A 13778-nucleotide genomic window follows, 5' to 3' on the forward strand; every position below is an offset into this window, starting at 1 on the left:
CGCGTCCAGCGCCGCCGTGAGGCCCGCGACCCCGCTGCCGACCACGACAAGGTCCGCACCGGCCTCCCAGCCCGCGCCGAGAGCGGCCTCGCGCGGGGTCACTCGCCACCCCCCGGCCTGCCGATGGCGATCATGCGCTCGACCGATGCCAGGGCGCGTGCCGCGAGCCCGGGCTCGACGTGCACCTCGTCGGTGCCGTCGCGCAGCGACCGCAGCAGCGCCGCCGGAGTGATCATCTTCATGTAGCGGCACGACGCCCGGTCGTTGACGGCCCGGAAGTCCACCTCGGGCGCGGCGCGGCGCAGCTGGTGCAGCATCCCGACCTCGGTGGCCACCAGCACCGTGGCGGCCGTGGACGCGCGGGCGGCGTCGAGCATCCCGCCCGTCGAGAGGATCTTGACGCGCTCCTGCGGCACCGCCCCCGCCCCGGCGAGGTAGAGCGCGGACGTGGCGCAGCCGCACTCGGGATGCACGAACAGCTCCGCGTCCGGGTGCGCCTGGGCCTGCGCGGTGAGCGCGGGCCCGCTGATCCCGGCGTGGACGTGGCACTCCCCCGCCCAGACGTGCATGTTCTCCCGGCCGGTGATCCGCCGCACGTGCGCGCCGAGGAACTGGTCGGGCAGGAAGAGCACCTCGCGGTCGGCGGGGATCGACGCCACGACCTCCACGGCGTTCGACGAGGTGCAGCACACGTCCGTCTCGGCCTTCACCGCGGCGGTGGTGTTCACGTACGAGACGACGACCGCGCCCGGGTGCTCGGCCTTCCAGGCCCGCAGCTGCTCGGCGGTGATCGAGTCGGCGAGCGAGCACCCCGCGCGGGCGTCCGGGATGAGGACGGTCTTGTCCGGGGCGAGGATCTTCGCGGTCTCGGCCATGAAGTGCACGCCGCAGAAGACGATCGTCGAGGCCTGCGACGCCGCGGCGATCCGCGAGAGGGCCAGCGAGTCGCCCGTGTGGTCCGCGACGTCCTGGATCGCCGGGAGCTGGTAGTTGTGCGCGAGCAGCACCGCGTCGCGCCGGCGCGCGAGCTCGCGGACCTCCTGCGCCCAGGCGGCGTCCGCCGCGATCTCCGCTCCGGCGTCCGGGACGTGCTCGGTGAGCACCTGCGGCATCTCGACCTCCTCGACCTGTTTTCGCCTGATAGTCGAAAACAACCGGGATCGTAGCAGCGCCCGGGCCGTCCCGGCACCCTCCACGTGACGTGCCCCTCATCTGGGCGTCACGCGACGTTCACCGCCACGGCACTCGCCCGGCCCTTACGATCTCCCTCCGTGACCGGGCACGAGGTACTCGCCGCCGTGCTCCAGGTCCGTGCCCGCGGACCTGGCGAGGACGTCCTGCAGGTCCTCGCCTGGCGGCGCGCCCGCCCACCCGACGCAGGTCGCTGGGCCCTGCCGGGCGGGCGTCTCGGCGACGAGGAGGACGTCGAGACCTCCGTGCTGCGCCAGCTCGCCGAGAAGGTCGACCTCCGTGAGGTGGCCCACATCGAGCAGCTCGGCGTCTTCAGCGACCCCGGTCGCGTCCCCGGCCCGCGCCTGGTCGCCACCGCGTTCCTCGGGCTCGTCCCCGCCGACGCCGATCCCGTCGTCCCCGACGACACGGCCTGGCACCCCGTCGACCCGCTGCTCCAGGACGGTGACCCGCCCACCGCGTTCGACCACGCCCGCATCGTCGCCGCCGCCCGCGACCGCCTGCGGGCCAAGCTCTCCTACACCAATCTCGGCTTCGCCCTGGCGCCGCGCGAGTTCACGATCTCCGCGCTGCGCGACCTCTACGTCGCCGCGCTGGGCCACGCGGTCTCCGCCACCAACCTGCAGCGCGTGCTCACCCGCCGGGCCGTCCTCGAGCCCACCGGCCGCACTGCGCCACCCGGACCAGCGGGCGGTCGCCCCGCCGCACTCTTCCGTTTCCACGAACGGACGCTGCGCGTCACGGACGCCTCCGCCGTGCTGCGCCCGCCGGGCGGATGACGCCGAACCGGTACCGCCGACCCGAGCGCAGGACGCGCGCTGGCCGTACCGTTGGGCGCGTGACCGGCAGGAACGACGGCGGCGACGACGGCGGGGGCGGCGACGAGGGCGGTGCCGACGTGCCGGCAGACGAGATCGACGCCGAGATCTGCGGGGCCAGCAGCGACGCTCTCCCGATCTTCCCGCTCGGCACCGTGCTGCTCCCCGGTGCCGCCCTGCCGCTGCACATCTTCGAGCCGCGGTACCGCCAGCTCACCGTCGACCTCGTCACCGGGCGCGTTCCCGGCAAGCAGTTCGGTGTCGTCGCGGTCCGGGAGGGCTGGACCGCCGACGACGACGGCCTCGAGGGCCTGCACCCCGTCGGCTGCACGGCGCTGCTGCGTGACGTCCGCCGCCTTCCCGACGGCCGCTACGACGTCGTCACCCGCGGCGCCCGCCGGTTCCGGATGGTCGACCTGGACTCCGAGTCACAGCCGTACCACACCGCGCGCGTCGAGTGGATCCCCGACGTCGAGCCCGAAGCCGTGCCCGATCGCGTCCTCGGGAGCCTCGCGGCGGCCGCGCGCGACGCCCATCGCCGCTACTGCGCCGCCGCCTGGAAGCCGGGCGACTGGCGCGAACCCGACGCCGACCTCGCCCCCGCCGACCTCCCCCACGTCCTCGCCGCGGACTGCCTGCTGCCCGTCACGGACCGGCAGCGGCTGCTGGAGGAGACCGCGCCGTCGCAGCGGTTGCGGATCGTGCGCGCGATGCTCGCGCGCGAGACCGGGATGCTCGAGCGGCTGCGTGCGGTGCCCGCGCCGATGACGACGTTCGCGGTCGACCACTCGGTCAACTGACCGTCGCCGGCCGGGACCTGCCCGCGAGTTCCGCATCCCGCCGCCACGAGTTGCGCATTCCATCAGGGCGTGTGGCGCGAGTTGCGCATCCCGCCGCCACGAGTTGCGCAGTCCATCAGGCCGTATGGCGCGAACCGTCGCACCGCCCGGGCGCCGTCGACCCGTCCGCGCGACGTCGCACCCGTCCGCGCCGACCGGACGGTCAGGGCGGACGGCCAGAGTGGACGGCCAGAGTGGACGGCCAGAGTGGACGGCCAGGGCGGCCGGTCAGCGCCAGCCGTGGCGGCTGCGCAGACCGTCGGCGACGCGCTCGAAGCGCTCCCGGTCCAGCACCGCACCCTCCCGGCGGATGTCGTGCTCGCCGACCTCGATGACGCGGTCCAGCCGCACGTACGACGCCCTACCCTCGCGGTCCCATGCGCCCGCGCCGATGCCCATCCATTCCGGGTCGTCGGCCCGGTCGTGCTGGCTCGACAGCATCAGCCCGAGCAACTCGCCACCGCCCCTGCCGACCACGAGCAGCGGGCGGTCCTTCCCGCGGCCGTCGTTCTCCTCGAACGGCACCCACGCCCAGACGATCTCGCCCGGGTCCGCGGCGCCGTCGAGGTCAGGGGCGTAGGCGATCGTGCGGGCACGGTCGCCTGCCGGGGCGCTGCGCGCGCGGGGACTCTGCGTGCGCGGGGGGCGGGGCGCGGACCCGCGGCGCGGCTCCTGCCGCTGCTCCTGCTTCGTGAGGACGTCCATCACGACCTGCACGGCCCGGCCGAGCAGGTTCCCCCAGTTCGCCACGGCGGACAGCATGCCGCACGGACAGCCCGGCGGGGCCTGCGCGTCCACCTCGACACGGGGGAACGCGAGCCGCGGACTGCGTCCGAGACGCACACGTTGATCGTCACCTCGGGTGCATCGCGCGCGGATGCGGGCGGCCTGCACCGGCTGCGGTGATCATGTACGGGGCAGGGCCGACGGCGCGAGTACGAGATCCTCCAGTGCCGCACGGCCATCGCGCTACAGCTCCAACCCGTTGCGGTCCACCCGCCGCCCGTGCGGCCACTGCGCGAGCGGGGCATGCACCGGCAGCACCATCGACGCCGCGCCGTAGACCTGCACGGTGCCGTCCGCGCGGACCATCCGCGTGCCGCCCGTGACCTCGGCCCAGCCGCCGGTGGCGTAGAAGCCGGACACGTGGTGCCCGCAGGTCAGGAACCCGAACGGCATCCCGAGCTCGTCGAGCAGCGCCCGGCCGCGGACCAGCAGCTCGCCGCCGAGGCCGGTGCCCTGCCGGGACGGGTCGACGCCGACGAGGCCCACGTCCCCGACGAGCCGGGCCGCGGCGTCGACCCGCAGGAAGCGGCGCAGCACGCCGAGATGGGCCACCACGCGCGACCCGCAGCGGGCGAGGAGCCGGACCTCCGGACGCCCGCTCGCCCAGCTGCGCCCCGGACCGAACGGCGTCCGGGAACGGGGGAAGCACCGGGCCAGCAGCGTGCCGATCGCGTCGTGGTCGGCGGCCGCGAGGTCGTCCTCCCAGATCGCGGCCCAGACGGGCCAAGGAACCTCAGCCACTGGTCCGCTCGCCGTGACGGCTGCACCGGGCCGTCCACCCGGTGGGGGTGACCTGCACGACCATGCGACGGGCGCAGTCCGCGCAGAACCGCGGCGGCTCCAGGACACGGCGTGCGGCGCACCGGTCGTGGCCGGGCTGCGCGGCGGGCTTCCCGCACTGGTCGCAGAACACGGTCAGAGGGTGTCGTTGAGGGCCTTGAGGGGCATCTGCAACTCGCCGAGCAGGTCGATATCGCTCTCCGCGGGCCGCCCCAGCGTCGTCAGATAGTTGCCCACGATCACCGCGTTGATCCCACCCAGCAGACCCCGCCGCGCCCCCAGATCACCCAACGTCAGCTCGCGGCCACCCGCGAACCGCAACACCGTGCGCGGCAACGCCAACCGAAACCCCGCCACCGTCCGCAACGCGTCCGGTCCCGACATCAGCTCCAGATCCCCGAACGGCGTCCCCGGCCGCGGGTTCAGGAAGTTCAACGGCACCTCGTGCGGATCCAGCTCCGCCAGCTGCCCCGCGAACTCCGCCCGCTGCTCGACGGTCTCGCCCATCCCCACGATCCCGCCACAGCACACCTCCATCCCCGCATCGCGCACCAGCCGCAGCGTCTCCCACCGCTCCTGCCACGTGTGCGTGGTCACCACCTGCGGGAAGTACGAGCGCGCCGTCTCCAGGTTGTGGTTGTAGCGATGCACGCCCATCGCGGCGAGCCGGTCGGTCTGCTCCGCGGTGAGCATCCCCAACGAACACGCGATGTTGATGTCCACCGCATCCTTGATCGCCGCGATCCCCGCCGCCACCTGCGCCATCAACCGCTCGTCCGGGCCCCGCACCGCCGCCACGATGCAGAACTCCGTGGCGCCGGTCTTCGCGGTCTGCTTCGCCGCCTCGACCAGCATCGGGATGTCCAGCCACGCCGAACGCACCGGCGACGCGAACAGCCCCGACTGCGAGCAGAAGTGGCAGTCCTCCGGACACCCGCCGGTCTTCAGCGAGATGATCCCCTCGACCTCGACCTCCGGGCCGCACCAGGCCATCCGCACCTCGTGCGCCAAACCCAACAACTCATCCAGCGCCGCGTCCGGCAGCTGCAGCACCTCCAGCAGCTGCGCCGGCGAGAGCCCCTCGCCGCGTTCGAGCACCTGCTCACGGGCGGTGGCGAGGATCGGGAAGCGGGTCGTCGGCTGCGCAGGCGAGGACGTCACGGGTCGGGAGTCTGCCATCCGCCGCCCAGCGCCGCGGCCAGACTGTGACGGGCGACCTCGGTGAACTCGGCCGCCGCCAACGCCCCGGCGCCCTCGGGCACCGCGCCGAGCAGCGGAACCCCGGTGACGACGGGGAGGTCCACGAGGTTGCACCGTTCGGCGAGCCCGGGTGCGGCGGGCCACGCCCCGATGACGACGCCCACGCACGTCAGGCCGCGGACCCGTAGCGCCTCGACGGTGAGCGCCGCGTGGTTGAGCGTCCCGAGCCCGGCGGCAGCGACCACGAGCACGGGCGCGCGCAGCAGCGCGGCGACGTCGGCGAGGGTGTCCGCGCCGGCGAGGCGGACGAGCAGCCCGCCCGCGCCCTCGACGAGGACGAGGTCGTGATCGGCGGCGAGGTGGCGCACGCACGACGCGGCGTCCGCGGCCGTCACCGGGTCGCGGCCGGCGCGGGCGGCGGCGGTGGCCGGGGCGAGCGGGTCGGGGTAGCGGGCCAGCTCGTGAACGCCGACCCCCGGGACGAGCCGGGCGATCTCGTCGACGTCACCGGGATCGCCGGGGCCGACACCGGTCTGGGCGGGCTTGAGCACGGCCGTCCGGCCCGTGGCGAGCGCCGCCACGGCCGCGGTGACGACGGTCTTGCCGACGCCCGTGCCCGTACCGGTGACGACGAGGACCGGCACGGTCACCGGGCAGCCCCGGCGGACGCCTCGGCGAGCACGCCCGCCAGGACGTTCGTGGCCCGGGCCAGGTCGGCGTCCGTGACGGTGGCGCGGGCGGTGAGCCGCAGCCTGCTCGTCCCCTCCGGCACCGAGGGCGGTCGGAAGCAGCCGACGCGCACGCCCTGCTCGGCGCACCGGGCCGCCGCGTCCACGGCTCGAACGGGGTCGCCGAGCACCACCGACACCACCGCGGACGGCGGCGCGGACACGGCGGCGGCAGCGGCGAGCGCGGCCGCCACCCGCAGGACGGCACCCGGACGCTCGGGCTCGGCCCGCAGCACCCGCAGGGCGGCGAGCGCCGCGCCGGCGCACGCCGGGGCGAGCCCGGTGTCGAAGATGAACGTGCGCGCGGTGTCGACCAGGTGCGCGGTGACGGCCGCCGGGCCGAGCACCGCGCCGCCCTGGCTGCCGAGCGACTTGGACAGCGTCACCGTCGTGACGACGTCGTCGGCGCCCACCAGCCCGGACGCAGCGGCGTGGCCGCGCCCGCCCGCGCCGCACACGCCAAGCCCGTGCGCGTCGTCGACGACGAGCAGCGCCCCTCGGGCGCGGCAGACGGCGTGCAGCTGCGGTAGCGGCGCGAGCGCCCCGTCCGCGCTGTTCACGGCGTCGGTGACGACGAGCGCCCGCTCCTCCGTGCGGGCGGCGAGCGCGGCGTCGACGGCCGCGACGTCGTCGCGGGGCGTGACGGCGATCCGCGCCCGGGACAGCCGGCAGGCGTCGATGAGAGAGGCGTGCGCGGCGGCGTCCGACACGACGAGCGCGCCCGGCCCGGACAGCGCGGTGAGCACGCCGAGGTTCGCGGCGTAGCCGGAGGAGAACACCAGCGCGTCCGGGGCACCGCAGAAGGCGGCGAGCTCCTCCTCCAGCTCCCGGTGCAGCACGGTCGAGCCGGTGACCAGCCGCGAACCGGTCGAGCCCGTGCCCCATTCCCGGGCGGCGGCGACCGCGGCGTCGACGACGCGCGGGTCCGTGGCGAGCCCGAGGTAGTCGTTGCCGGCGAGGTCCAGCATCCCGTCCGTGCCCGCCGCACGCGGCCGGAGCTCGCGGCGCAACCCGGCGGCGCGACGGCGGTCGGCGTGGGCGGCGAGCCAGGCGAGGGGGTGCTGCGGCGCTGCAGAGGTCACGGCTGGTCACGGTAGCGGCGAGGGCCGCGCGTCCACTGGCGAGGCGGCCCCCCGCTCGAACACATGCTCGGCCGGCGGCACACAGCCCGCGACGGCCGCACACACCGCCGACCGTGTGTGCCACGACCCGCGGGTCTGTGCGACCGGCGGGTCACTGGGTTGCCGCACGGTGAGGAACCCCTCACCGGCGCGCGACAGGACCGTCACCGCCCGGGAAGTCGCGGGCCGCCGCCTCCGGGCCGCACGCTGGACGGCGACGGTGAGGGGACGCAGGGGAGGTGATCGGCATGGTCGGTCGGGCGGGGGCCCGCGGCGTCGGGGTCGCGGCCGCGGCGGCCGGGCTGGTTGCATGGGCGGGGATCGTGGTGCTGACGCCGTCGATCGGGCACGCTGTCGATCCGCGCGACGGCCCGGAGATCGCCGGGACCGTCCTCGCGCAGGCCCAGGGCCTGCGGATATCGGCGCTGCTGCTGGTCGTGGCCGGGATCGCCCTGGCCTGCACGACGACCGCGCGACCTCCTCGGGCGGGGGCGCTGCTCGCCGCGTCGTGGTTGGTGCTGACCGGCTGGGACGCGGCCGCGCGGGTGATCGCGCCGTCCGGCGCGAGCGCGTGGTCCGGGCTCGCCGCGGGCGCGGCCGTCGCGGTGGCCGCCGTGGCGTGGGCGGCGACCCGGCTGCTGCCCGCACCCGATGCGGACCGGGGCCGCCGGGCGCTGCTCGGGTTCGCGGCGCTCGTCCCGGCGGGGGCGTTGCTGCCGCTGCAGCTGCAGCCGGCGTCGCGGTGGGAGGCGTTGCTCCCACCCACCTACGCGGGCGCCGTGGCGACCGTGCAGGCCGGGCTGGTCGTGACGGCGGTCGCCGCCGCCCACCTGGCCGGACCTCAGGTCGGGCGGGGCGTCCTGGCCATCCCGTTCGGCGCCGCCGTCGTCGTGCTCGGGACGTGGCGGATCGCCGCCGACGCGCCGTTCGACGTGTTCCTCGCCGTGGGCGTGCTGCTGGTGATCGCGTTCCTCCTCGTCCCGGCCCTGCTCGTCCTTCTCCTGCCCGGAGTGCCCCGCGGCAGGGTCGTCGCGGCCGTCGCCGCCGCGACGATCGCCGTGCCGGCCGTCGTGGTCGCGGTCGCCGTCCTCACCGCCGCGTCCACCGGGGTACACGCCGTGGCGTGGCTCGTCACCGGCGCCCCGCTGGTGGGCGGGAGCACCGCCGCGGCGACCGTCGCGGGCCTGCTGCTGGCCGGCGGGCTGCTCGTCGTGGACGCGCTGGCCCGCCGGGCTCAGCCCGCCGTGCGCGGCGCGATCACCGCCCCGAGCACGGCGAGCGCGGCCAGGCCGACGAGCAGCACCGGAAGCGCGACCGCGGGCGAGACGAGCAGCATCAGCAGCGCGCCGCCCGCGCCGATGAGCGCCGCGGTGGAGAGCTGGTCGGCGAGCTGGGAGGCCGACGTGTGGAACCCGACGTCGCCGGGCGCGGACAGCGCGAGGACCAGGTAGGAGATCGCGGAGTAGCCGAGGCCCATCCCGACGCCCGCGGTGAGCCAGGTGAACGCGAGCCACGGCGAGCCCCACGCGGGCGCGGCGAGCGCGAGCGCGGCTGCGCCCGTGGCGACCAGCGCGAAGCCGACGACGAGCAGCTTCGGCCGCGAGAGATCGGGATGGCGCCCCTGCCACGCCGAGGCGAGCGACCAGCCCAGGGACGCCACCACCAGCGGCACGGCCGCCGCGGTGAGCGACCAGCCGTGGGTGGCCGTGAGCAGGAGCGGAACGTAGGTGTTGGCGGCGAAGAACGTGCCGGCGAGCAGTCCCCGGGCCAGCACGACGGCCGGGACGCCGCGGCGAGCCCGCACCGTCCCGGCGGGCAGCAGCCGTCCCAGGGCCGGGACGAGCACCACGGCGGCGATCGCCGCCGCGACGGCGCCTGCCACGGAGTGGTTCTGCGAGGCCCAGCTCAGCCCCGCCACGCCCACCGCGGCACCGAGCGCCGCCACGACCAGGCCGCGGCGGGCGGGCGCGACGCCGTCCTCGGGCGCGGCGAGCCCGCGGGTGGCGGGGCCGACGAGGGCGAGTGCCACGAGCACCACCGGCACGAGCCCGAGGAACACCCAGTGCCACGAGATCCGTTCCGTCACGACACCGGCCACGGGCGGCCCGACCAGTGACGGCAGCACCCACGCCGCGGACATCCAGCCGAACACGGCGGGGCGAACCCGCTTCGGGTAGACGACCGCGATCAGCACGTACGTCGCGACGATCGCCACACCGGCGCCGAGGCCCTGCAGCACCCGGCCGGCCAGCAGCTGCGCCATCGACCCGGCCGTCCCCGCGACGACGAGCCCGACACCGAACACCCCGGGTGCGACGATCAGCGGCATCCGCGGCCCGGCCACGTCGCACCAGCGCCCACCGAGCACCGTCGCGACGACCGAGGCCGCGCTGAACGCGACGAACGGCCACGCGTAGAGCGCCACCACCCCGAGATCGGCCACGACAGCGGGCATCGCGGTGCCCACACCCATCGCCTCGAACGCGATCATGCTGATCAGCAGCAGGAGCCCGATCGTGGTGCTGCGCCGCTCGGGCCCGAAGAGCTCGGCGCGGGCGGGGCGCGTCTGCACGGCGGACTGCGTCGTCATGCGTCCATGGTGCAACCTCGACCGGCGTTCAGGTCCAGCCGGTTTCGGCGTGGGTGCCGTCACCCACCGCGGTCCGCACCGGCCGGGAGCCCCGTCGAGAACGACGTTGTGCAGCCGAAAAGGCCTTGTTGATCAGCGCAACGTCGTTCTCGACGGTCACTCGAAGCGGGACGGGTCCCCCGCACCGACGCGGACGATCTCCGTCTCGTCCGTGGACAGGTCCACCACCGTGGTCGGCTCGGTGCCGCACTCCCCCGAGTCGATCACCGCGTCCACCGCGTGGTCCAGCCGCTCCTTGATGTCCCAGCCCTGGGTCAGCGGCTCGTCGTCGCCCGGCAGCAGCAGCGTGGACGACAGCAGCGGCTCCCCCAGCTCCGACAGCAGCGCCCGCACCACCGGGTGCTGCGGGATGCGCACGCCGACGGTCTTCTTCCTCGGGTGCAGCATCCGGCGCGGCACCTCCTTCGTGGCGGGCAGGATGAACGTGTAGCTCCCCGGCGTCGCCGCCTTGACCAGCCGGAACACCCGGTTGCTCACGTGCACGAACTGGCCGAGCTGGGCGAAGTCCGCGCACACGAGCGTGAAGTGGTGGCGGTCGTCGAGGTGGCGGATGGTGCGGATGCGCTCCACACCCTCCGCGTTGCCGATCGCACAGCCGAGGGCGAAGCACGAGTCCGTGGGGTAGGCGATCAGCCCGCCCTCCCGGACCATCGTCGCGACCTGCCCGATCGCACGGCGCTGCGGGTCCACGGGATGCACGTCGAAGTACCTCGCCATGGCGCGGAGGTTACCGAGTGCGCCGATGAAATCGTCCTCATGAAACGGGCCGCGGCAGCGCCGTTGCGGTCATGATGGATCGGCCATGACCGTCGAGTCCGAGGAGAGCCCACCGGCAGCCGTCCCGTCGCCACGGCTGCGCTTCTCCACGCGCACCGCCGCCCACACGGAGGCGGCGGCGCGCCATCGGTCGTCCCGCCTCGCCGTCCCCGCCCGGCTGCGGATCATGGCGTGGCTGGTGCTCCTGCTGTTCGTCGCGCTGCTGACGGTCGTGGTCGTCACCCGCAACCTGCTGCAGGCCGGAGTCGCCCGCGACGCCGTCGCCGCTCTCGAGCAGGAGACCAGCGAGTTCCTCCAGGCCGCAGCGGGTGGCGTCGACCCGATCACGAAGCGTCCGTTCGTCGACGGCCGCGACCTGCTCGAGAACCACGTCAACCGCCAGTACACCGACCGCGACGAGATCGTCCTCGGCGTCACCGCCGCCGGAGAGGTGCTGCCGCAGCCCGGCCGCGCCGCCGTGACCGAGCGGATGCCGCTGCGCGAGATCCTGGACGTGCCGGAACGGGTGGGCCTCCTCGACACCCCCGACGGCGGCCTGCAGTGGTCCAAGGTGCCCGTCCTGACCGCGGACGGGCGCCCGGACGGCACGTTCGTCGTCGCCCACGCCGTGGACCGGCGCGCCGCCGAGGTCGACGAGACGATCCGGCTGCTCGCCCTGGTCAGCGTCGCGGGTCTGCTGCTCGCGGCCGCGGCGTCCTGGATGGTGTCCGGCCAGATCCTCCAGCCGATCAACCACGTCCGCCGGCTCGCCGCGGACATCACCAGCGACGACCTCACCCGCCGCATCCCCGTCCGGGGCCGCGACGACATCGCCGCGCTCGCCGAGCAGTTCAACGCGATGCTGGACCGGCTGGACCAGGCCTTCGGCATCCAGCGCCAGTTCCTCGACGATGCGAGCCACGAGCTGCGCACCCCGATCACGATCATCCGGGGCAACCTCGAGTTCCTCGAGGACGACGATCCCCACGAACGCGCCGAGATCGTCCGGCTCTGCACGGACGAGCTGGACCGGATGAGCCGCATCGTCGAGGACCTGCTGCTACTCGCGAAGTCCCGCCGCCCGGACTTCGTCGTGCCTCAGCCCACCGACCTCGTCGACCTCACCAGCGACATCGACGCCAAGCTGCGGCGGCTGGGCGAACGAACCTGGCAGCTCGCCGCCATCGCCGAGGGCGAGGCCCGGCTGGACGCCCAGCGCATCACGCAGGCCGTCATCGCACTGGCGCACAACGCCGTGCAGCACACCCGGGACGGCGACGTGATCGCCTTCGGCTCCACCTCGGACGAGCACGGGGTGGCGTTCTCCGTGCGCGACACCGGCCCCGGGGTCGCGCACGGCGAGGCCGAGACGATCTTCCGACGCTTCGCCCGCGGCGGCACCGGGCAGACCGTCGGGCACCGCAGCGGCGCCGGGCTGGGCCTGTCGATCGTCGCCGCCATCGCCGAGGCGCACGGGGGCTGGGCGGAGCTGGACTCCGTCGCCGGCCACGGCGCCACGTTCACCGTCCGGATCCCGGGAGCGGCCGACGACGGGGTCCGGCGATGAACCGCGTGCTGATCGCCGAGGACGAGGAGCGCATCGCCCGGTTCGTCGCGAAGGGCCTGCGGGCCAACGGCTACACCGTCACCGTCGTCGGGGACGGCATCTCCGCGCTGGACCACGCGCTCTCCGGCGGCTACGACCTCGTCGTCCTCGACATCGGCCTGCCCGGCCGCGACGGCTACGGCGTGCTGCGCGAGCTGCGCAGCGCCCACATCGCCATCCCGGTGATCATCCTCACCGCACGGGACGGCGTCCGCGACACGGTCGCCGGCCTGGAGGGCGGCGCGGACGACTACGTCACCAAGCCGTTCCGGTTCGAGGAGCTGCTCGCGCGCATCCGGCTGCGGCTGCGCACCGCGCCGGGCGCCGTCGCCGAGCCGACGCTGCTCGCCGTCGACGGGTTGTCGCTGGACCTGCGCACCCGGCGCGCGCTCACCGACGAACGCACCGTCGACCTGTCGGCCCGCGAGTTCGCCCTGCTGGAGATGCTGCTGCGCCACCCCGGCCAGGTGCTCTCCCGCGAGCAGATGCTCGACCACGTGTGGGGGTTCGACTTCGATCCCGGCTCCAACATCGTCGACGTCTACATCCGCCAGCTCCGGCGCAAGATCGGCGCTGACAAGATCACGACCGTCCGGGGGATGGGTTACCGCTGCGGATGAAGGTTTTCTCATCCGTGGTTCACCCGTTCTTGACCCTGAAGGCCGATGGTGGATCCGTGGACGCGACGAAGGTGAGCGCGCAGCGACGCCGGCTGGTGCTGGCGGCCGTGCTCGCCTTCCCGGTCGTGGCGGGCGTCGCCACGTGCGGCATCGCCGAGGGGTGGTTCGGTCCCGGATCGGCCTACGTCCGGCCGGCCGCGGAGCCTGCGGTGACGGGCCCGCCCCCGCCGGACGCGGATCCGGATCCGGATCCGCTCGACGCCGCACTCGTCGAGCCCGTGCCGGCCGGCCCCGTCCCCGCGCAGGAGCCCGCTCCCGCCCCCGAACCAGCCGGTGCTGCACCGCCCGTCCCCCCCGGGCCGGCACCGGCCGAACCCGAGCCCGCGGTACCTCCCCCTGGTGCCGCGGGCTCGGCGGACGACGACGACGGCCCGGGCGGCGACGACGGCCCCGGCGACGACGGCCCCGGTGACGACGACGGAGCCGGTGACGACGACGGCCCCGGCGGCGGTCTCGGCGACAGCGACGACACCGACGACTCCGACGACGACAGCGACGACGACGGCCCCGGCGGCGACGACACCGACGACGACACCGACACCGACGACGACACCGACGACGACGGCGACGACGACGACTGATCCCCCGCGCCGGACCTCGTCCTCGCACCCCGCCGTGTCCTC

The 13778-nt window shown here is 74.9% G+C and carries 13 protein-coding genes; 5 read left to right on the top strand and 8 right to left on the bottom strand.

Features of this window, described 5'->3' with window-relative positions; translation table 11 throughout:
* Positions 1-98: 98 nt before the first annotated feature.
* On the bottom strand, positions 99-1112 hold the full coding sequence (gene nadA, locus AB7J25_RS20875) for a quinolinate synthase NadA (RefSeq protein ID WP_428511277.1): 1014 nt from the start codon (positions 1110-1112) through the stop codon (positions 99-101).
* Positions 1113-1271: 159 nt separating this feature from the next.
* On the opposite strand from nadA, the gene AB7J25_RS20880 reads away from it, so the two are divergent.
* Complete coding sequence (locus AB7J25_RS20880) at positions 1272-1970, top strand: NUDIX hydrolase (RefSeq protein WP_428511278.1); 699 nt, start codon at positions 1272-1274, stop codon at positions 1968-1970.
* Between the two features lie 134 nt (positions 1971-2104).
* The gene (locus AB7J25_RS20885; protein ID WP_428511302.1) at positions 2105-2809 is read left to right on the top strand and encodes an LON peptidase substrate-binding domain-containing protein; all 705 of its coding nucleotides are present in this window, start codon (positions 2105-2107) and stop codon (positions 2807-2809) included.
* A 267-nt stretch (positions 2810-3076) separates the two neighbouring features.
* Here the strand turns inward: AB7J25_RS20885 and AB7J25_RS20890 are convergent, their stop codons facing one another.
* From AB7J25_RS20890 to AB7J25_RS20920, 7 genes are all read right to left on the bottom strand, one after another.
* Positions 3077-3598 carry a type II toxin-antitoxin system PemK/MazF family toxin gene (locus tag AB7J25_RS20890; RefSeq protein WP_428511279.1) on the bottom strand — a complete coding sequence of 174 codons (522 nt, stop codon included), beginning with the start codon at positions 3596-3598 and terminating at the stop codon, positions 3077-3079.
* A 219-nt stretch (positions 3599-3817) separates the two neighbouring features.
* Positions 3818-4375 carry a GNAT family N-acetyltransferase gene (locus AB7J25_RS20895; RefSeq protein WP_428511280.1) on the bottom strand — a complete coding sequence of 186 codons (558 nt, stop codon included), beginning with the start codon at positions 4373-4375 and terminating at the stop codon, positions 3818-3820.
* 174 nt (positions 4376-4549) lie between these two features.
* Positions 4550-5593, bottom strand: coding sequence for a biotin synthase BioB (gene bioB, locus AB7J25_RS20900; RefSeq protein ID WP_428511281.1), 1044 nt, complete (start codon positions 5591-5593; stop codon positions 4550-4552).
* A complete protein-coding gene (bioD, locus tag AB7J25_RS20905; RefSeq protein ID WP_428511303.1) occupies positions 5572-6258 on the bottom strand; it encodes a dethiobiotin synthase in 687 nt (228 codons plus the stop codon). Before bioD ends, bioB begins: the two co-directional genes overlap by 22 nt.
* A gap of 2 nt (positions 6259-6260) precedes the next feature.
* Positions 6261-7424, bottom strand: a complete 1164-nt coding sequence (locus AB7J25_RS20910) for an 8-amino-7-oxononanoate synthase (protein WP_428511282.1) — start codon at positions 7422-7424, stop codon at positions 6261-6263.
* Between the two features lie 1273 nt (positions 7425-8697).
* Positions 8698-10053 carry an MFS transporter gene (locus AB7J25_RS20915; protein WP_428511283.1) on the bottom strand — a complete coding sequence of 452 codons (1356 nt, stop codon included), beginning with the start codon at positions 10051-10053 and terminating at the stop codon, positions 8698-8700.
* A gap of 156 nt (positions 10054-10209) precedes the next feature.
* The gene (locus AB7J25_RS20920; protein ID WP_428511284.1) at positions 10210-10830 is read right to left on the bottom strand and encodes an L-threonylcarbamoyladenylate synthase; all 621 of its coding nucleotides are present in this window, start codon (positions 10828-10830) and stop codon (positions 10210-10212) included.
* 85 nt (positions 10831-10915) lie between these two features.
* Between AB7J25_RS20920 and AB7J25_RS20925 the strand changes: the two genes are divergently transcribed.
* From AB7J25_RS20925 to AB7J25_RS20935, 3 genes are read left to right on the top strand one after another with little or no spacing between them, the layout of a single operon-like run.
* Complete coding sequence (locus tag AB7J25_RS20925; RefSeq protein ID WP_428511285.1) at positions 10916-12436, top strand: sensor histidine kinase; 1521 nt, start codon at positions 10916-10918, stop codon at positions 12434-12436.
* Positions 12433-13095, top strand: a complete 663-nt coding sequence (locus tag AB7J25_RS20930) for a response regulator transcription factor (protein WP_428511286.1) — start codon at positions 12433-12435, stop codon at positions 13093-13095. Before AB7J25_RS20925 ends, AB7J25_RS20930 begins: the two co-directional genes overlap by 4 nt.
* A gap of 56 nt (positions 13096-13151) precedes the next feature.
* The gene (locus tag AB7J25_RS20935; RefSeq protein ID WP_428511287.1) at positions 13152-13736 is read left to right on the top strand and encodes a hypothetical protein; all 585 of its coding nucleotides are present in this window, start codon (positions 13152-13154) and stop codon (positions 13734-13736) included.
* Positions 13737-13778 lie beyond the last annotated feature (42 nt).

The sequence above is a fragment of the Pseudonocardia sp. genome (genome assembly GCF_050246655.1).
GTDB lineage: Bacteria > Actinomycetota > Actinomycetes > Mycobacteriales > Pseudonocardiaceae > Pseudonocardia.

Coding starts and splice junctions, on each gene's coding strand:
- nadA (WP_428511277.1), bottom strand. CDS start 1,112: ATGCCGCAGGTGCTCACCGAGCACGTCCCGGACGCCGGAGCGGAGATC.
- bioB (WP_428511281.1), bottom strand. CDS start 5,593: ATGGCAGACTCCCGACCCGTGACGTCCTCGCCTGCGCAGCCGACGACC.
- AB7J25_RS20915 (WP_428511283.1), bottom strand. CDS start 10,053: ATGACGACGCAGTCCGCCGTGCAGACGCGCCCCGCCCGCGCCGAGCTC.
- AB7J25_RS20920 (WP_428511284.1), bottom strand. CDS start 10,830: ATGGCGAGGTACTTCGACGTGCATCCCGTGGACCCGCAGCGCCGTGCG.
- AB7J25_RS20925 (WP_428511285.1), top strand. CDS start 10,916: ATGACCGTCGAGTCCGAGGAGAGCCCACCGGCAGCCGTCCCGTCGCCA.
- AB7J25_RS20930 (WP_428511286.1), top strand. CDS start 12,433: ATGAACCGCGTGCTGATCGCCGAGGACGAGGAGCGCATCGCCCGGTTC.